Raw genomic sequence first — 18,830 nt, forward strand, 5'->3', positions numbered from 1 at the left:
ACGGTACAACATGAAAAGAATGCTGATTAACGCAACTCAACCTGAAGAGTTGCGCGTAGCACTGGTAGATGGCCAACGCCTCTATGACCTGGACATCGAGTCAGGTGCGCGCGAGCAAAAGAAAGCCAACATCTACAAAGGCCGTATTACTCGCATCGAACCCAGCCTTGAGGCTGCCTTTGTCGATTTCGGCTCTGAGCGCCACGGCTTCCTGCCCCTCAAAGAAATCTCCCGCGAATACTTCAAGAAAGCCCCAGAAGGCCGCGTCAATATCAAGGACGTCCTGAGCGAAGGCCAGGAAGTCATCGTTCAAGTCGAGAAAGAAGAGCGTGGCAACAAGGGCGCAGCCCTGACCACGTTCATCAGCCTGGCCGGTCGTTATCTGGTTCTGATGCCGAACAACCCGCGCGCTGGCGGCATCTCGCGCCGCATTGAAGGCGAAGAGCGCAACGAACTGCGTGAAGCGCTGAACGGCCTGATCGCCCCTGCCGACATGGGCCTGATCGTGCGCACTGCCGGCCTGGGCCGCAGCAGCGAAGAAATGCAGTGGGACCTCGACTACCTGCTGCAACTGTGGACCGCCATCAAAGAAGCCTCGCTGGACCGCGCTGCCCCGTTCCTGATCTACCAGGAAAGCAACGTCATCATCCGTGCCATCCGCGATTACCTGCGCCAGGACATCGGTGAAGTTCTGATCGACAGCGTTGAAGCCCAGGACGAAGCCCTGACATTCATTCGCCAGGTGATGCCGCAGTACGCCAGCAAAATCAAACTCTACGAAGACAGCGTTCCGCTGTTCAATCGTTTCCAGATCGAAAGCCAGATCGAGACCGCTTTCCAGCGCGTCGTTGAACTGCCTTCCGGCGGCTCCATCGTTATCGACCCGACCGAAGCCCTGGTGTCCATCGACATCAACTCGGCGCGCGCCACCAAAGGCAGCGATATCGAAGAAACCGCCCTGCAAACCAACCTTGAAGCGGCTGAAGAAATCGCTCGCCAGTTGCGCCTGCGCGACATCGGCGGCCTGATCGTCATCGACTTCATCGACATGACCCCTGCCAAAAACCAGCGCGCCGTGGAAGAGAAAGTCCGCGAATGCCTGGAAGCAGACCGTGCCCGCGTACAGGTCGGCCGCATCTCGCGCTTCGGCTTGCTGGAAATGTCCCGTCAGCGTCTTCGTCCTTCTCTGGGCGAAAGCAGCGGCATCGTATGCCCGCGCTGCAACGGCACCGGCATCATCCGCGACGTCGAGTCCCTGTCGCTGGCCATCCTGCGCCTGATCGAAGAAGAAGCCCTGAAAGACCGTACTGCCGAAGTTCGCGCCCAGGTACCAATCCCGGTTGCTGCGTTCCTGCTTAACGAAAAACGCAACTCGATCACCAAGATCGAACTGCGGACTCGTGCACGCATCGTCATTCTGCCGAACGACCACCTCGAAACGCCTCACTTCGAAGTGCAGCGCCTGCGTGATGACAGCCCGGAAGCCCACACCAATCAGTCCAGCTATGAAATCGCCGCGGCTGCCGCTGAAGTGGAAGAAGTTCAGCCGGCTGCTGCCACCCGCACCCTGGTTCGTCAGGAAGCTGCCGTCAAGACAGCCCCGGCCCGCACCTCGGCGCCGGTCCCGACCGAAGCTGCCGCTGCCGCTGCACCGGCTCCCGCGCCAACCATCGCTGAGCCAAGCCTGTTCAAAGGCCTGGTGAAGTCACTGGTCAGCCTGTTTGCCTCCAAGGAAGAGCCAGCACCGGCGCCGACCGTGGTTGAAAAACCGGCCACTGAACGTCCGCAGCGTAACGAAGAGCGTCGCAACGGCCGCCAGCAAAGCCGCAATCGCAACGGTCGCCGCGACGAAGAGCGCAAGCCTCGCGAAGAGCGTGCACCTCGTGAAGAGCGCGCCCCGCGTGAGCCGCGTGAAGCCCGTGAACCTCGTGAAGAGACACCGGTTGTAGCACGTGAAGAGCGTCAACCTCGTCCACCCCGTGAAGAGCGCGCTCCACGCGCACCGCGTGAAGACCGCAAGCCGCGTGGCGAACGTGAAGAGCGCGTGCGTGAATTGCGCGAACCTCTGGATGCCGCTCCGGCCATCACCCCTGAGCAAGAACGTCCGGCCCGCCCACCCCGTGAAGAGCGTCAACCTCGCCCGCCACGTGAAGAACGCGCCCCTCGCACAGAGCAAGCCACGCCTGCTGTCGAAGACGAAGCCGCTCTGAGCAACGCCGAACAAATCCAGGATGATGCCCAGGACAACGCGGAGGGCGATCGCCCACGTCGCCGCTCACGCGGTCAGCGTCGTCGCAGCAATCGTCGCGAGCGCCAACGTGATGCCAACGGCAATGTGATCGAAGGCTCGGAAGAAGGCAGCGAAGAAGCCAAAGCTGAAAACGCGCCAGCCACCACAGCTGAACTGGCGGCCGGTCTGGCCGTGACAGAAGCCGTTGCCAGCACTGTAATCAGCGCCCCAGCTGAAGCCCAGGCCAATCAGCAAGCCGAACGGGCGACCGCGGCAACCCAGGAATCGGCTCCGGCTGAAACCGTAGTTGCTGAGCAAACCAAGGCCGTGGCGATTGTTGAAACGCCCGCTGCTTCGGCACCGGTTGTTGAAACGCCTGTTGTTGAAACACCGGTAGCGCAAGCGCCAGTCGTTGAAACTCCCGTGATTGAAGCCACCACACCGGTCGAAACGGTTAAAGCGCCTGAAGTTGAAGTGGCTCCGGCCCAAGAGACTCAGCCTCAGATCAAGGCCGCTTCCGAGCCTGCGCCTGTGATTGAAGCACCCGTCGAACTGACAGCAGAGCCTGTTGCAGAGGCCCCAGCGGCAGAGACGCCGGTTGTACAAGCGCCAGTCGTTGAAAAGCCTGCTTTTGAAAAGCGTCCTGAGCCCGTCAAGGAAGCGCGCACCCTGCGCGAACCCGTTGCCGAGCCTGTGATGATTGAAGAAGCACCCGCTGCGCCGCAGCCTGCTGAACCTGAAGTAATCGCCCAACCAGAACCGGTTGAAGTGATTGTGAAGGCTGAGGTAGTTGAAGTGGCTGTCGTTGCAGCGCCTGTGGCAAGCGCCCTGACCAGCAACGGTCGCGCCCCTAACGACCCACGTGAAGTGCGTCGCCGCAAGCGTGAAGCCGCTGCTGCCGCAGCCGCTGCTCAAGCGCAAGCTACCGAGGCCGTTGCAGAGCACACGACGCCAACCGTCGACGAAAACCTGCGTTCCGTCGAAGACCTGGTCGAGCAAAACCCTAAAGCCCTGGAAGAAGAACACGAGCCTAAACCCCTCGCCTGATTCCAGCCGCTGTTAAAAAGCCCCGCCTGAGCAATCAGGCGGGGCTTTTTAATGTCCGTCAAAGCTTAGAAGAACCAGAATGACCGACGCTTGCTCTCTAACTCGCCGCGGCACTGGTTAAGCTGCGCACCGTAGGTTCTGGACTGCTGCTCAACTTTGCGCGCGACCTGCATCAGCCAGGGCTTGGCGCGGTAAGTCCCGCGACTGTAGCCCCCTCGACCTTCGTGATAGGCCAAATACTGGTTATAAGCATCCCACTTGGAAATCCCCAACTGCTGTTGCGTGCCCGCCGTATACCAGCCGATAAAGCGGATGGCGTCCGCAAAGTTGTCCCGCGACCCACTTTTGCCGGTGCTTCTTTCAAAGTCACTCCAGGCGGGAGGCTGAGCCTGAGCATATCCGTAGGAAGGACTCACACGCCCCCAGGGGATGACCCACAACAGATAAGCACGCGGTGGCAGCGCGTCGGCCACGAAACTGCTCTCCTGCTTCATGATTGCCATCGCCACCTGGGGCGGTGTGCCCCATTGACTCTGCATAGCAAGGGAATCTTCATACCAGCGCGGGTATTGCCGGTAGATGTTGCACAGATTGCCCTGATCCCGCGGAGGTGCAGTGGTGCACCCCGACAGCGCCACCAGAGTCAACGCCAGGGCCCATGCAGGCTTATGTTTCATTGAATGTCCTCAGGGCACTGCCAATGACACCGCGAAGGCGCTCATCAATACAGATTGGGTTCCATCTCAAGCTTCACATTGAACCGCCGGGCGATGTCTTCCTGAATGCGCTGCGCCAGCGATAACAATTGCAAACCAGTTGCCGCGCCATAGTTAACCAACACCAGCGACTGCAAGCGATGGACGCCTGCATCGTCTTCCCGGAAGCCTTTCCAGCCAGCCGTCTCGATCAACCACCCGGCCGCCAGCTTGACCTGGCCATCGGCTTGCGGATAGCCGACGAGGTTGGGGTGGGTCAATTTCAGCTCAGCCGCCAGTGCTGAGGACACCACAGGGTTTTTGAAGAAACTCCCGGCATTGCCAAGCACCGCAGGATCAGGCAGTTTTTCGCTGCGGATGCTGCTGATGGCGCGACTGACATCCGTGGCCGTCGGCTGATGGATGCCTTGCTCGCTCAGTCGCTGACGTACCGGGCCGTACTCCAAGTGCAAACGGGCAGCGCGGCTCAGGGCAAAACGGACCCGTAAAATCAACCAGCGCCCCGGATGCTGCTTGAACACGCTGTCGCGGTAACCAAAGTTGCATTCCTCAAGCGTGAAATCACGCAGTTGGCCTGTTTGACGATCCAGCGCCGTCAGCCCGGCAAACACATCCTTGATCTCCACCCCGTAGGCGCCAATGTTCTGCATCGGTGCAGCGCCGACCGTACCGGGGATCAGGCTCAGATTCTCAAGCCCGGCGAACCCCTGGGCCAGGGTCCACAAGACAAAGGCATGCCATACCTCGCCCGCCTCGGCCTCGACCACCACACGCTGCCCGCCGTCCTCGATCACCCGAATGCCGCGGGTGGCCATGCGCAAGACCAGCGCCTGAACATCCTGAGTCAGCAGCACGTTGCTGCCACCGCCAATGACCAGCAACGGCAATTCGCGCTCGGCGCAATACTGCAACGCTTCACGCACCTCGTCGTCGTTGTGCGCCTCGGCAAACAGCCGCGCACGCACATCGACACCGAAGCTGTTGAACGGTTTGAGCGACGCATCAACCTGCAGCTGCAAACTCATACACGTCCCTTCAATTCGATCACCAGCCCATCACAGGCCGCTTCTATCAAGTCCAGCACTTCTTCGAACCCTTGTTCACCGTCGTAATAAGGGTCGGGAACTTCATGTTTCACGCCCTTATACCGACGCAGGAACAGATCCAGCTCAGCCTTGCCCTTGGCAGGCTGTAGGGCCTTGAGGTCCCGCAGGTTGCTGTTATCCATCGCCAGAATCAGGTCATAGCGCTCGAAATCCTGCGCACGAACCTGTTGTGCTCGTTGCTGCGACAGGTCATAGCCCCGCCGCAGAGCGGCCCGTTGCGTGCGCTTGTCTGGCGGCTCGCCAGCATGCCAGCCGCCAGTCCCGGCCGACGCCACTTCAATCTGCCCTTCCAGGCCCGCCTGCTGAAGTCTGTGGCGCAGCACACCTTCGGCCGTCGGCGAACGGCAAATATTGCCCAGGCATACAAACAGGATGCGCATCACGCCTCCAACAAACGCCGAACGCGCTCAAGGTCTTCGGGGGTGTCGACTCCCGCAGGGGGGGCTTGCAGCACATCGGCCACATGAATCCGCACGCCATGCCACAACGCCCGCAGTTGCTCCAGGCGCTCGGTGTTTTCAAGCCAGCACGGCCCCCAGCTGACGAAGTCATGCAGGAAGCCCGCCCGGTAGGCGTAGATCCCGATGTGTCGGCGGTAAGGCACGCCCTCAGGCAAACGGTCGGTGCTCAGGGCAAAATCGTCACGCGCCCACGGCAATGTGGCACGGCTAAACGTCAGGGCCAGCCCGTTGACATCGCTGACCACTTTGACCACGTTCGGGTTGAACAAGGTCGCGACGTCTTCAATCGGCTCGGCCAGGGTGGCCATGCTGGCTTCACCATGGGCCGCGAGGTTGACAGCCACCTGGTCAATCACTTGCGGCGGGATCAGCGGCTCATCACCCTGAACGTTGACCACGATCGCATCACTGGCCAGGCCCAATTGCGTGGCCACTTCGGCCAGACGATCGGTGCCTGACTCATGGTCGGCCCGGGTCAACAGCACCTCGGCGCCAAACGCCTTGCAGGCTTCGACGATGCGGGCGTCATCGGTGGCGACCACAACACGCTGCGCACTGCTTTTGCACGCCTGTTCCCACACATGCTGGACCATGGGTTTGCCCGCAATCATTTGCAACGGCTTGCCGGGCAAACGCGTCGAGGCAAAACGCGAGGGAATGACGACCGTAAAAACCGGAATCATTTATCCAGACGCTCATCATCGGTGAGGGTGCGGGCTTCGGTTTCCAGCATGACCGGAATGCCATCACGGATCGGGTACGCAAGACCGGCGCCCTTGCTGATCAGCTCCGTTTTGTCGGCGCTGAGCTTGAGCGGGCCTTTGCAAACCGGGCAGGCAAGGATGTCGAGCAATTTGGTGTCCATAAGGTTTCCCTGAATAAAGATGAGTTAGGGCAAAAAACGATCAGGCAAAAGACGCAATAACTGTTGATCCAACCAGAGCGCGAAGGCTTCTGAAGGTACAGCGTCTACCGCCAGATACCACCAGTTCGGCGCGGCAAAGTCGCGGCATTTCACCGCATCCTTCTCCGTCATGACCAGCGGCAGGTCCGGCTTGAAATTCAGAACTTCAGCACTGTAGGGCGCATGGTCGGCAAACGCGTGGGCAATTGGCCGCCAGTGTAGCGTTTCAAGGGTTTTGAAAAAACGCTGCGGGTTACCGATACCGGCCACCGCGTGCAGTGCTTGCTCAGGAGGAAAATAATCCAGTGCCTGACGCTCACCCGTGCGCACGTTGATGAGCGCTGTCGGCTGCAACTGAAAGGCAAAACCTAGGGCAGGGTCTGTTTGGGCGCCGTTGTACAGCACCGCATCGACACTGCTGAGGCGTTCAGCCGGTTCACGCAGCGGGCCGGCTGGCAGGCAGCGGCCGTTACCCAGGCCGCGCGCGTTATCGATCAACACCAGTTCCAGATCGCGGGCCAGCCGATAATGTTGCAGACCGTCATCAGACAGGATCACGTCCAGCGACTCGGTGGCCAACAGCGTTTTCACCGCACGGCTGCGATCCGGGTCGATCATTAACGGCACGCCCGTGCGCTGCACAATCAACAACGGCTCATCCCCCGCCTCTGCGGCCGGTTGATCCGCCGTGACCCGCCAAGGGAACTGCCCCGGTCTGGCGCCGTATCCCCGGCTGACCACCCCGACCCGCAGCCCTTTACGTTGGCAATGCGCGATCAGCCACAGGATCAAAGGCGTTTTACCTGTGCCTCCCACGGTGATATTGCCCACGACTATAACAGGCACCGGGGCTCGATAAATGTCGCCCTGCCCGGCCATAAAACGCGCACGCTTGCCGTTCACCACACGCCGGTAGAGGCATTCGAGCGGTCTTAATAGTGTCAGCAAGGGGTGCCCGGTGTACCAGGCCCGCAACAAACGATCGGACATGGCCATCAGGGATTCGCCTGCTCCTCGACCGTGGTCATGCGCAAATGGCTGAACCCCAGTTTGCCCGCTGCATCCATGGCGGTTACCACGGCCTGGTGCTGGGTTTTGCCATCCGCACTGATCGACAACGGCAATGACGTGTCCCCGCCGGATTCTTTCTGCAGGGCTTCCATCAGGCTGGCCAGATCATTTTTCGGCAATAACTGGTTATTCACCGAAAACACGCCGTCCGCGCTGATGGCGATATCCAGCTGTTTAACGGTTTGATCTTCGCTCGGGGAGCCACTCACCGCTTCAGGCAGGTCAACCCGCAGTTGGGTTTCACGGGTGAAGGTGGTGGTCACGACGAAAAACAGCAGCAGGATAAACACCACGTCGATCAGCGAAGCGAGGTTGATATCCACCGTTTCTCGTGGCTTGCGGCGAAATTTCACGCTGTGCTCCCGGCCATGTCGACTTCGCGGTCGCCTTGAACGACTTCAACCAGTTTGATGGCTTCCTGCTCCATGCCGACCACCAGCTCGTCGACGCGACGCTGCAGGAAACGATGGAAGAACACCGCCGGGATACCCACCATCAGGCCCGCTGCCGTGGTGATCAACGCTTTGGAGATACCGCCTGCCAGGATTGCAGCATTGGTGGTCATGCCCGAGCCCATGAATGAGCTGAAAATATCGATCATGCCCAGTACGGTGCCCAGCAGGCCCAGCAACGGGGCCATCGCGGCGATCGTGCCCAGCGCGTTGAGGTAGCGCTCCAGTTCGTGAATCACACGGGCAGCCGCTTCCTCAATGCACTCTTTCATGATCTCGCGACCGTGCCGGGAGTTGGCCAGACCCGCCGCAAGGATTTCACCCAGCGGCGAATCAGCACGCAGTTGTTTGAGTTTCTCTTTGTCCAGCTGCTTGTCTTTGATCCAGACCCAAACTTGCCCCAAGAGATGAGGCGGCGTCACGCGGCTGGCGCGTAATGTCCAAAGACGCTCGACAATAATGCCCAGCGCGGCAACAGAGCTCAGAATGATCGGCAGCATCATCCAGCCACCGGATTTGACCAGTTCCCACACAGTGACAATCCCCTCGAAAAAGTGCGCCACTCTACCATAGGATTGGCTCGCCGCTCAGGCACGCACAAAACCCCTGTCACCCGTCAAGGCGCCAGAACCTGCGTTGTTGACGCTCGCCCAGGGCCACCCCATTCGCCCCCAGGCTCAAACGCACGGCGCCTTGTTCTGCACTGTCGAGCACCGTCATGCCCAACGCCCGGTAACGAGCCAATACCTGAGGGTGCGGGTGACCAAAACTGTTGCCAGCCCCGCGTGAAATCAAGACATGTTGCGCAGACAGCGCGTTCAGAAACACCCGGGACGACGAGGTGCGGCTGCCGTGATGCGGAGCTTGCAACCACTGCACCGGGACCGCCAAAGGGCTGCGCAAAAAAGCCCGCTCAGCCTGCGCGTCGATGTCTCCGGTCAGCAATAGCCGCTCATCGCCAGCCTGTACCAAGAGCACACAGGACTTTTGGTTGCCGTTGCTGGCGTCCGGCCATTGCCAAAGCGAGAAGCGCACACCGTCCCACTCCCAGCCGTCTTGCGCGGCGCAAGGTTGAGCCTGTAACTGAGCGGGCAAACCGGGTACGTCGCCGCTGATCACCTGCTTGACGTTCAGCGCTCGCCGGACTGCCAACGCACCCCCTGCGTGGTCTGAGTCGGCATGGCTGATCAGCATCAAATCCAGCTCATGGATGCCTTGCGAGCGCAGAAAAGGCACGACCACCCGCTCCCCCTGATCCAGATCCCGAAGCGTGGGACCCGCGTCATAAAGCAGGGTGTGGTGGCGCGTGCGCAACAGCATGGCCAACCCTTGCCCGACGTCCAGTTGCCAGACCTCAACCTGACCGTGCGGGACCTGCTCGCGCGGCGCAAGCAACGCCAATGCCAGCAGCGGCCACCCCAATGGCCTCAGCGCAACGCCCGCCGGCAACAGCAGCATCACAACCCCTGCCGCCGTCAGCGCCCAAATGCCGATCGGTACGGCTGGCGGCAACCAGGCCGGGAATGTCCCCGCCAACCAGGTCAAACCGCGTATCAACACGTCCAGCAGACCGCCGGACACCCAGAGTAACCCCTCTCCCAGCCAGGGCACGGGCAGCAAGAAGGTGCCCAGCAACGCTGAGGGCAACACCAGCAGGCTGATCCACGGCACCGCCACCAGGTTCGCCAGCGGGCCGGTCGCACTCACGGGTAACGCCAAGGCCCACATCACGGGAAACAGCCCCAGGGCAATCAGGCCGTGGGGCCTCGTCCAGGCAGACCACTGACTCCAGGCTCCCAAACGCCCGCTGAACGTAAAAATCAGCACGGCAACCGCTGCAAATGAAAGCCAAAAACCAGGCATCAAGCTGGCCAACGGCTCCACCAGCAACACCGCATTCAACGCCAGCAAAAATGGCAACCACACCCCTAAATGCCGAAAGCGCAGACGCCATAACAGCACCAGCCCCAGCATCACGCAGGCGCGCTGCACTGGCACTTCAAATCCGGCCAACAGGCCATAACTGACCGCCCCCACAAACGCCATACCACACGCCCAAGGCAGCCACGGCCAGCCTCGGGGCCATATGCCATAACGCGCGAGCAGTGCGATCAGCCCATAGAGCAATCCGGCAAACAAACCGATGTGCTGCCCCGAGATCACCAATAAATGCACGGTGCCTGTGGTTTGCAGCAGCTTCCAGTCTTCGCGATCCAGACCGGAGCCGTCCCCCATCACCAGCGCCGCCAGCCAAGGCGCCCGGCCATGGGCCTCGACACTCAACAAACGTTGACGCAACCCGTCGCGCCACGCAGCAGAGGCTGTCGCCAGCCGCTGCCCGTCCTTGACCGTTCCGGTTGCGCCTATCCGCTTGCTGAGCAACCACGCCTCGTAATCAAACCCCTGAGGATTAAGCAGACCCCGCGGCTTTTTCAGCTTCACGGCCAGGCGCCAGCGTTCGCCACTGTTAACCGGCGGACCACCCTGCCAGCTCAAGCGAAGCGTGCGCGGCAACTCAGCCCGACGAGAGACGGGCGTATCGATGTCAAACCCTACGTAGGACGCCGTGCGTTGCGGCAACCCGGTCACCCGCCCTTCAATCCAGAGGGTGCGACCGTCGAGGGCATCCGACAGGCGGTCATCCAGCGCCGACTGCCCCTGCACGCACGCCCACACCAACCCCAGCAGCCACAACCCGACCGGGTACGTTCGAAAAAACATCAGCCCTACTGCAAGGCCGCACAACACCCTTAACCACCCTGCCGGGGGCAGTACCGGCAAATACCCCAACGCCATCAACCCCAGCGCCAGCCCTGTCATCCCTGTGTACATAGCCCGCCCAAAAAATCCCTTTCACACGGATTAGTTCATCAGGGCAAACGACGCTTTAATAATTGTCACAAAGTCTGAATAGGCATAAGGCCGAATTTGGGCATACTGGCCCATTCACCCCAGGGAGAGGCCCATGCCACGGCGTTTATTCAAACGTTACATGCCAGATCCGGCAAGCATCAGGGAACACAAATCCTTACGATTTATGGGCACCCTGCTTCATGATCCAAACCTGTGGCACCTGAACCGGCACTCCGTATCCCGCGCCATGGCCGTGGGCATATTCGCCGCATTCATTCCCATGCCGTTTCAAATGCTGCTGGCCGCGTTCCTCGCAATCACCGTGCGCAGCAACATGCCCATTTCGGTCGGACTGGTGTGGCTGACCAACCCGATCACCATGCCACCAGTGTTTTATTGCACCTACAAACTCGGCGCGTGGCTAATGGACGTACCGGCCCGTCAATTACCTGACGACCTGACCTGGGAGTGGATCAGCGGGCAGCTGTCTACGCTCTGGCAACCCTTCTTGCTCGGTTCGGTGGTGTGCGGCGTGGTGTTGGGTGCGCTGGCCTATTGCCTGACACAGCTGTATTGGCGTTGGTGGGTGAGCCGCCAATGGAAGCGCCGGCAAAACAATCGCCCATAAAAAAGACCCCGTTCGGGGTCTTTTTGCAAAGCGCGGAACGTATTACTGACGCATGCCGCGACCGCTGACCAGTAAGCGGGCGCACAAGACGTACAACACCACGGTCGCCACCACCATAAAGGTCAAGGCCACGCTGATTTTGATGTCAGACACCCCCAGAATGCCGTAGCGGAAGGCGTTCACCATGTGCAACACCGGGTTGGCCATCGACACCGTCTGCCAGAACGGCGGCAGCAACGAGATCGAATAGAACACCCCGCCCAGATAAGTCAACGGCGTGAGCACGAACGTGGGAATGATCGAAATATCATCGAAATTGCGTGCAAACACGGCGTTAACGAAGCCCAACAGCGAAAAAATGGTCGCCGTCAGCAATACCACGGCCACCGTCAACCCCAGGTGATGCACCTGCAAGTGGGTGAAAAAGAGCGACAGCAACGTCACGATCACGCCCACCATCAAGCCTCGTAGAATCCCGCCCACGGTGTAGCCGATCAAAATGGTGTGCGGCGATACCGGCGACACCATCAATTCCTCGATGGAGCGCTGGAACTTGCTGCCAAAAAAGCTCGATACCACGTTGCCGTAGGAGTTGGTGATCACAGACATCATGATCAGGCCGGGCACGATGTACTCCATATAGGTGAAACCACCCATATCGCCGATTTGTCGGCCAATCAGGTTACCGAAGATCACAAAGTACAGAACCATGGTGATCGCTGGCGGCAGCAACGTTTGCGGCCAGATGCGCATGAAACGGCGCACTTCGCGGTAAACAATGGTGTTCAACGCAATCAGATTGGGGCGCAGCTCCGAGCTCATATCGCCACCTTCGCCAGATTTTTCTCGACCAACGACACAAACAACTCCTCAAGGCGATTGGTTTTATTGCGCAAGCTCACCACTTCAATCTGCTGGGCAGCCAGTTGGGTGAACAAACCGGTAATGCCGACCTGTTTGTCCACCTGAACTTCCAGCGTCACGCTGTCGAGCAATTGGCTCGGATAACCGATCAGCTGCGGCGCTGCCTGCAATGGGGTTTTCAGGTCCAGCAGGAAGGTTTCGACATGCAGCTGGCCCAACAACTGGCGCATGCTGGTGTTTTCAACGATGGTGCCGTGATCGATGATGCCGATGTTGCGGCACAGTTGCTCAGCCTCTTCCAGGTAGTGGGTGGTGAGGATGATGGTGGTGCCCTGCTCGTTCAGCTCGGTAAGGAACGTCCACATGGAGCGACGCAGCTCAATGTCCACCCCCGCCGTCGGCTCGTCGAGAATCAACAGGCGCGGCTCGTGCACCAGGGCGCGAGCAATCATCAGGCGGCGTTTCATGCCCCCTGACAATGAGCGCGAGGGCGTGTCGCGCTTGTCCCACAACCCGAGCTGGGTCAGGTATTTCTCAGCGCGTTCCTTGGCGACTTTGGGCGCAATGCCGTAATAACCCGCCTGGGTCACGACGATGTCGAAGGTCTTTTCAAACTGGTTGAAGTTGAACTCCTGGGGCACCACACCGATGCAACGCTTCAAGGCGGCGGGTTCGCGGTCCAGGTCATGGCCGAACACATTCACCGTGCCGCTGGTTTTGTTCACCAGCGTCGAGAGAATGCCAATGGTTGTGGATTTGCCGGCGCCGTTGGGGCCAAGCAATGCGAAAAAATCACCTTCAGAAACATCCAGATCGATACCACTCAGGGCCTGGAAACCGTTGCCGTAGGTTTTGGTTAGCTGCCGTATGGACAGAGCGGAACTCATATCTGATTACGCACCAAGATGGGGGAATAGGAGGTGTAAGTATGGGCGAGCCGTCTGTCATACAAGTCCGACACGCTGGCAGCATGGTGCTTGGCCTCGACGCACAAGTACAGTCGCCCGTATTAATAGTGAGTATTAAGTCAACGCGGTCATGACCGCATGGCGGTAGCACGGGCGCAGTTTCAGGCGCTCATACCACGCTTCCAAATGCGGCATTGAAGGGCGCTCAATAGGCATTTCAAACCAGGCATAAATGAATGACCCCAGCGGAATGTCGCCCATGCCAATTTCATCACCCGACAAATAAGGTTTTTCCGACAAGGCCTGATCCACAATCGACAGCAACTCTGCGCACGTTTTACTCGCACCGTTGATCAACACCCAGTCCTGCTGCTCGGCTGGCGTACGCAACATCCCCCAGAACAGATCGCGGAAAGGCCCTGCAAATGTCGACGTGGTCCAGTCCATCCACTTGTCTGCCTGTGCGCGCACGCACACATCGCGCTGATACCAGGAAGTGTCTGAGCCATAACGGGCAGCCAGATACCGCACGATGGCGTTGGATTCCCACAACACGAAACCGTCGTCTTCAATCATCGGCACCCGACCGTTGGGGTTTAGCGCCCGGTACTGTGGGCTATCGACCACCCCAAACGCACCACCGGCCTCTTCTCGGTCGTAAGGCAAGGCCAACTCTTCGGCACACCACAGGACTTTTCTGACATTGGATGAATTCTTGCGACCCCACACTTTCAGCATGACTCAACTCCTGATTGATAGACGCCGCAGGAGTCTAACCCCACAGGACGAACTCCGCCTCCCGGGTGAGGTCACTATCCATAGCACCCCGAACAAGACTTGCGACTAAGCTCTAGAAGGTTCCCGCCACTGGTTTCACGGAGGATTGAATATGCTGTTGTTGTGGATTGTGGTTTTAATCGTTGGCGTCGCCTGGCTGGCGCATCGCCGCGTTGCACCGCTGCCCGCCATGGGCGTGGTGGCTGTCTATCTCGTGGCCATGGCCATTTTCAGCCATGCACCGGGCTGGCTGCTGGGGATCTTCTGGATTCTGCTGGCGATACCGGCCGCGCTGTTGTTGCTGCCTGATCTGCGGCGCAAGGTGTTCACCGCCCCGCTGTTCAACTGGTTTCAAAAAACCCTGCCACCCATGTCGCAAACCGAGCGCGACGCCATCGACGCTGGCACCGTGTGGTGGGATGGCGAATTGTTCAGCGGTCGTCCCGACTGGAATCAGTTGCTGGCTTATCCCAAAGTCCAGCTGACCGATGAAGAACAGGCCTTTATTGACGGCCCCACCGAAGAACTGTGCGCCATGGTCTCGGACTGGGACATCGGCCAGCGCATGGACTTGCCCCCTGAAGCCTGGGCGCACATCAAGCAACACGGTTTCTTTGCACTGATCATTCCCAAGGAGTTTGGCGGCAAGGGCTTTTCGGCGTATGCGCATTCACAGGTGGCCATGAAACTCGCCACCCGCAGTGGCGACCTGGCGTCCACGGTGATGGTGCCCAACTCCCTCGGCCCGGCTGAATTGCTGCTGCACTACGGCACGGATGAACAGCGCAACCACTACCTGCCCCGCTTGGCCCGGGGCGACGACATCCCGTGCTTCGCCCTCACCGGCCCGCTTGCCGGTTCTGACGCGGGCGCCATGCCCGACACCGGCATCATTTGCAAAGGCCAGTGGCAAGGCGAGGAAGTTATCGGTCTGCGTCTGAATTGGGAAAAGCGCTACATCACGCTCGGCCCGGTCGCCACGCTGCTGGGCCTGGCCTTCAAGGCCCATGACCCCGACCACTTGTTGGGTGAGGAAGAAGATCTGGGCATCAGCCTCGCGCTGATTCCGACCGACACCCCAGGGGTCGAGATTGGCCGACGCCATCTGCCACTGGGTGCAGCCTTCATGAATGGCCCCAACTCGGGCAAAGACGTGTTTATTCCGCTGGACTACCTGATTGGCGGGCAGGAGATGCTCGGCAAGGGCTGGATGATGCTGATGAACTGCCTGTCCGTGGGCCGTTCGATTTCACTCCCGGCCGTTGGCACCGGCGCGGCCAAGTTCACCAGCCTGGTCACCGGGCAATACGCTCAGGTGCGCGAACAGTTCAACGTGCCCCTCGCAGCGTTCGAAGGCATTCAGGAAGCGCTGGCCCGTATCGGCGGCAATGCCTGGTTGATGGACAGCGCCCGCATGCTGACGGCCAATGCCGTCGATCTGGGGGAAAAACCGTCCGTGTTGTCGGCCATCCTCAAATACCACCTCACCGAGCGTGGCCGCGAATGCATCAGCCACGCCATGGACGTGCACGGCGGCAAAGGCATCATCATGGGGCCCAACAACTATTTGGGTCGCAGCTGGCAAGGGGCGCCGATCTTCATCACCGTGGAAGGCGCGAACATTCTGTCGCGCAACCTGATGATCTTCGGCCAGGGTGCCATTCGCTGCCACCCGTTTGTACTCAAGGAAATGGCACTGGCCGGGCGCGAGGACCACGAACAGGCCCTGCGCGAGTTTGATGACCTGCTGCTCAAACACATCGGTTTTGCTGTCAGCAACGCCGCTAGTACGCTGGTCTTGAACCTGGGGCTGGGTCGCTTCGAACACGCACCGGGCAACGCGTTGAGCCAAGGCTATTTCCGCGCCTTGAACCGTCAGGCTGCAGCGTTCGCGATGCTGGCAGACCTGAGCATGATGCTGCTGGGTGGCGAACTTAAACGTCGCGAACGCCTGTCGGCGCGTCTGGGCGATGTGCTCAGCCATATGTACCTGGCCAGCGCAGCCCTCAAGCGCTATCACGATCTGGATTCACCCGAGCATCTGAACCCGCTGTTTACCTGGGCCATGGAAGAAAGCCTGGGACAGGCCGAGCGGGCACTGGATCAATTGCTGAAAAACTTCCCGAGCCGCACTTTGGGCTGGCTGCTGCGCGGGGTTGTCTTCCCGTTTGGCCGACGTCACACCGGGCCGGACGATGCACTGGACGCCGAGGTGGCCGCCGTGTTGGGACGCGCCCAAGGCGATCCGACACTGGAGGCCGTACTAGCCGGGTGCTATCGCCCGCAATCGGCTGACGATCCGGTCGGCGCCTTGCAACATGCCAGTCAACTGCTTAGCGCCGCCCAACCGCTGTTCAAAAAACTCCATCAGGGGCTCAAAAGCGGTCAGGTTAAACCGGCTGCAGGGGAACATGCGATTGATGCGGCGCTCACCGCTGGCGTGCTGCAACCGGCCGAGGCACAGACCCTGCGCGAGGCCGAGGCGGCACGTCGCAAGGTGATCGACGTCGACGATTTCTCGAAGGAAGCACTCACCCACAGCGAAGGAAAAGTTCGATAGCACGACAGCAGGCGCACGGAGCTTTATACTCCCGCGCCCGTTTTGCTTTAGAGGACACCGCAATGGCCACCAACGATCTCAACCACAACCTCGTGTTGCTCGACATTCTGCGCAGCATTCTGGTTGCTGTCGGTGATGCCGAGCAGATCCCCGAAGAAAGCCACGCATTGTTTATCGAACGGTTCGACGAAATGCGCAGCGCATTGCCGGTCGATCCGATCGAGAGTCAGTACCTGGGCCAGGACATCATGTGCCAGGTGATCGAACGCTACCCGCAAATCGCTCACTTGGTGCCACGCGATCTGCTGTGGTACTTCGGCGGTGCATGCTTCAACTTCCTGTCCGATGAAGAACTGGACATGTATGAGGCGCTTGAAGAGCGCCGTCATGAGGCCGAAGAAAACGGCGAACCGTTCGACTGGAATCAGGAAAAGCAGTTCATGGCGTTGCCGACAGGCGAGGACAGCCCGCAACACTGATCGGCACCCAGCACCACATCAGGCCCGCCCGGTTACCCGGACGGGCCTTTTTTTTCGCCCGGCTGTTTTAAGGTCCACTGTCACGGCGGGTCTGGCACTTAGGCAGTGCTCGCGTCCGGACCAGAGGCCGACAGCGGCCGACTCGCTTCTTGCGCCAGCCGTTCAACCAGAAAGTCGATAAACACCCGCAATTTCGGCGGCAGATAACGGGTCGGCTCGTAGAGCAGCCACACGCCACCGTGGTAGGACGCAATAAAGTCCCACTCGGGCAACACCTGAACGATGTGCCCTTGCTCCAGTGCCTGACGCGCCGTGAAGTACGGCAGGCTGCCAATTCCGATGTGCTGCAACACCGCATCCAGCCGAACGCCCGTGTGATTGGCGGCATACCGCCCTTTCACCCCCACCACAGCGGATGCGCTGCCCTGCTTGAACTTCCACCGTGCATCGGCCGGAGTCTCGCCCAGGCAAATACAGCTGTGATGGCGCAGATCTTCGGGCTGTTGCGGGACGCCGTTCGAGGCCAGGTACTGAGGGGTTGCGCACAGCAGTTGCTCGATCACACACAATTGCCGCCCCGCCAAGCCCGGCGCGGGCTGGTCAGTGACGCGAATGCTCAAGTCGACGTTGCCATCAATCAAATCCACATAGCGGTCTTCAAGCACCAACTGCACATCCACGTGCGGGAAGCGGCGCAGGAACTCGGGCATATGCGGGTGGATGACATAGCGGCCGATGGCCTTGGGGACGCTCACGCGCACCAGACCTTCAGCCTCTTGGGTAAACCGTCCACTGACTTCCATGACCGATTGCGCCGCGCCCACCACATCCCGGCAGCGCTTATACACCTGCTCCCCGCCATCGCTCAGGCGCAGTTTGCGGGTGGTGCGCTGCAATAAACGGATGGCCAATGCCTTTTCCAGCCGGGCAATGCTGCGGCTCACCGCAGAGGGCGAGGTACCCAGTTGCCGCGCCGCTTCAGAAAAATTACCGGCCTCGACCACCTTCACGAAAATCGCCATTTCGGCCAATAAGGACAACGGTAGATTTATGCTCACAGCGCACAGGTCCATTGAAAATTGAAGGGATTATCACGCCAAGGTGACGTCCTTATACTTTAAAAACTTGTTTCTCAGGAACCTCCCCATGACCCCACGCCTGTTTTTTACCGAAGATGGACTCACCGCTCAGGTCGATGTGCTCAGTTGTGCGCCGTGTGACGATGGGTTTGCGGTGGTGTTGAGTCGCACCCCTTTTCACCCCCAGGGTGGCGGACAGCCCAGCGACACGGGCTGGATTGGGGACAGCGAAGTGATCAAGGTTTTCCATGATGTCGAGCACGTGGTGCATGTGGTCAACGCCGCAGTGCAAACCGGGGAAACCCAGGCCCGAGTCGATGCGACGCGGCGCCTTTTGAATACCCGCCTGCATTCGGCCGGTCATTTGATCGGCGTCTGTGGCGAACGCGCTGGCTGGATCCCCAGCAAAGCGCATCATTGGCCCGGTGAATGCCGGGTCAGCTTCGTCCCGGGCAACGCCCCTCAGCCGCTGCAGGCGCAACAGGTCGAGGAGCAACTGCAGCGCTGGATCGACGCAGACTTGCCGCGGATGACGCGCATGGAAGGCGACCAGCGTTTCATCGGCTTCGGTGAACTGCCCGCCCACCCATGCGCGGGCACCCATGTCAGCTCGTTGAAGCAATTGAAGTCCGTGCCCATCCTGTCGATCAAAGAAAAGAAAGGCGTGCTCACCGTTCGCTACGACGTGCAATAAG

General features: G+C 60.0%; 18 protein-coding genes. 5 read left to right on the forward strand and 13 right to left on the reverse strand.

Annotation, left to right across the window (positions count from 1 at the left end; genetic code table 11):
• Positions 1 to 19 precede the first annotated feature (19 nt).
• Positions 20 to 3,277 (forward strand): ribonuclease E, encoded by a 3,258-nt coding sequence (gene rne, locus BKD70_RS00810; protein ID WP_047276251.1) that lies wholly within the window; start codon positions 20 to 22, stop codon positions 3,275 to 3,277.
• A 65-nt stretch (positions 3,278 to 3,342) separates the two neighbouring features.
• Here the strand turns inward: rne and BKD70_RS00815 are convergent, their stop codons facing one another.
• The 9 genes from BKD70_RS00815 to BKD70_RS00855 all read right to left on the reverse strand — a co-directional run bounded on the left by BKD70_RS00815 (position 3,343) and on the right by BKD70_RS00855 (position 10,819).
• Positions 3,343 to 3,954: a hypothetical protein gene (locus BKD70_RS00815; RefSeq protein WP_047276253.1), complete on the reverse strand. Its 612-nt coding sequence runs from the start codon at positions 3,952 to 3,954 to the stop codon at positions 3,343 to 3,345.
• A gap of 44 nt (positions 3,955 to 3,998) precedes the next feature.
• Positions 3,999 to 5,018 carry a UDP-N-acetylmuramate dehydrogenase gene (murB, locus tag BKD70_RS00820; RefSeq protein WP_047276256.1) on the reverse strand — a complete coding sequence of 340 codons (1,020 nt, stop codon included), beginning with the start codon at positions 5,016 to 5,018 and terminating at the stop codon, positions 3,999 to 4,001.
• Complete coding sequence (locus tag BKD70_RS00825; protein ID WP_047276258.1) at positions 5,015 to 5,479, reverse strand: low molecular weight protein-tyrosine-phosphatase; 465 nt, start codon at positions 5,477 to 5,479, stop codon at positions 5,015 to 5,017. The genes murB and BKD70_RS00825 overlap by 4 nt, the downstream gene beginning before the upstream one ends.
• Positions 5,479 to 6,243 carry a 3-deoxy-manno-octulosonate cytidylyltransferase gene (gene kdsB / locus BKD70_RS00830; protein ID WP_047276260.1) on the reverse strand — a complete coding sequence of 255 codons (765 nt, stop codon included), beginning with the start codon at positions 6,241 to 6,243 and terminating at the stop codon, positions 5,479 to 5,481. The genes BKD70_RS00825 and kdsB overlap by 1 nt, the downstream gene beginning before the upstream one ends.
• On the reverse strand, positions 6,240 to 6,425 hold the full coding sequence (locus tag BKD70_RS00835; RefSeq protein ID WP_047276262.1) for a Trm112 family protein: 186 nt from the start codon (positions 6,423 to 6,425) through the stop codon (positions 6,240 to 6,242). The genes kdsB and BKD70_RS00835 overlap by 4 nt, the downstream gene beginning before the upstream one ends.
• Positions 6,426 to 6,449: 24 nt before the next feature.
• Complete coding sequence (gene lpxK, locus BKD70_RS00840) at positions 6,450 to 7,460, reverse strand: tetraacyldisaccharide 4'-kinase (protein ID WP_047276264.1); 1,011 nt, start codon at positions 7,458 to 7,460, stop codon at positions 6,450 to 6,452.
• The gene (locus BKD70_RS00845; protein WP_047276266.1) at positions 7,460 to 7,888 is read right to left on the reverse strand and encodes a biopolymer transporter ExbD; all 429 of its coding nucleotides are present in this window, start codon (positions 7,886 to 7,888) and stop codon (positions 7,460 to 7,462) included. The genes lpxK and BKD70_RS00845 overlap by 1 nt, the downstream gene beginning before the upstream one ends.
• Positions 7,885 to 8,520: a MotA/TolQ/ExbB proton channel family protein gene (locus BKD70_RS00850; protein WP_047276443.1), complete on the reverse strand. Its 636-nt coding sequence runs from the start codon at positions 8,518 to 8,520 to the stop codon at positions 7,885 to 7,887. Before BKD70_RS00850 ends, BKD70_RS00845 begins: the two co-directional genes overlap by 4 nt.
• Positions 8,521 to 8,596: 76 nt before the next feature.
• Complete coding sequence (locus BKD70_RS00855) at positions 8,597 to 10,819, reverse strand: DNA internalization-related competence protein ComEC/Rec2 (RefSeq protein ID WP_169859565.1); 2,223 nt, start codon at positions 10,817 to 10,819, stop codon at positions 8,597 to 8,599.
• Positions 10,820 to 10,952: 133 nt separating this feature from the next.
• Here BKD70_RS00855 and BKD70_RS00860 point away from each other — a divergent pair, with 133 nt between their 5' ends.
• Positions 10,953 to 11,468 (forward strand): DUF2062 domain-containing protein, encoded by a 516-nt coding sequence (locus tag BKD70_RS00860; protein ID WP_047276270.1) that lies wholly within the window; start codon positions 10,953 to 10,955, stop codon positions 11,466 to 11,468.
• A gap of 42 nt (positions 11,469 to 11,510) precedes the next feature.
• Here the strand turns inward: BKD70_RS00860 and BKD70_RS00865 are convergent, their stop codons facing one another.
• The 3 genes from BKD70_RS00865 to BKD70_RS00875 all read right to left on the reverse strand — a co-directional run bounded on the left by BKD70_RS00865 (position 11,511) and on the right by BKD70_RS00875 (position 13,978).
• The gene (locus tag BKD70_RS00865) at positions 11,511 to 12,290 is read right to left on the reverse strand and encodes an ABC transporter permease (RefSeq protein ID WP_047276272.1); all 780 of its coding nucleotides are present in this window, start codon (positions 12,288 to 12,290) and stop codon (positions 11,511 to 11,513) included.
• Positions 12,287 to 13,219 carry an ABC transporter ATP-binding protein gene (locus BKD70_RS00870; RefSeq protein WP_047276274.1) on the reverse strand — a complete coding sequence of 311 codons (933 nt, stop codon included), beginning with the start codon at positions 13,217 to 13,219 and terminating at the stop codon, positions 12,287 to 12,289. Before BKD70_RS00870 ends, BKD70_RS00865 begins: the two co-directional genes overlap by 4 nt.
• Positions 13,220 to 13,354: 135 nt before the next feature.
• Positions 13,355 to 13,978, reverse strand: coding sequence for a glutathione S-transferase (locus BKD70_RS00875; RefSeq protein ID WP_047276275.1), 624 nt, complete (start codon positions 13,976 to 13,978; stop codon positions 13,355 to 13,357).
• 151 nt (positions 13,979 to 14,129) lie between these two features.
• On the opposite strand from BKD70_RS00875, the gene BKD70_RS00880 reads away from it, so the two are divergent.
• Positions 14,130 to 16,577 carry an acyl-CoA dehydrogenase gene (locus tag BKD70_RS00880; protein ID WP_047276277.1) on the forward strand — a complete coding sequence of 816 codons (2,448 nt, stop codon included), beginning with the start codon at positions 14,130 to 14,132 and terminating at the stop codon, positions 16,575 to 16,577.
• Positions 16,578 to 16,639: 62 nt separating this feature from the next.
• Entirely contained in the window at positions 16,640 to 17,056 is a 417-nt protein-coding gene (locus BKD70_RS00885; protein ID WP_047276279.1) for a PA2817 family protein, read from the forward strand.
• 98 nt (positions 17,057 to 17,154) lie between these two features.
• Here BKD70_RS00885 and BKD70_RS00890 read toward each other — a convergent pair whose 3' ends face one another.
• On the reverse strand, positions 17,155 to 18,114 hold the full coding sequence (locus tag BKD70_RS00890) for a LysR family transcriptional regulator (RefSeq protein WP_047276444.1): 960 nt from the start codon (positions 18,112 to 18,114) through the stop codon (positions 17,155 to 17,157).
• An 88-nt stretch (positions 18,115 to 18,202) separates the two neighbouring features.
• Here BKD70_RS00890 and BKD70_RS00895 point away from each other — a divergent pair, with 88 nt between their 5' ends.
• On the forward strand, positions 18,203 to 18,829 hold the full coding sequence (locus tag BKD70_RS00895; protein ID WP_047276281.1) for a serine-tRNA(Ala) deacylase AlaX: 627 nt from the start codon (positions 18,203 to 18,205) through the stop codon (positions 18,827 to 18,829).
• Position 18,830: the final 1 nt, after the last annotated feature.

It is taken from the genome of Pseudomonas sp. BS-2016, from assembly GCF_001806145.1.
GTDB lineage: Bacteria > Pseudomonadota > Gammaproteobacteria > Pseudomonadales > Pseudomonadaceae > Aquipseudomonas > Aquipseudomonas lundensis.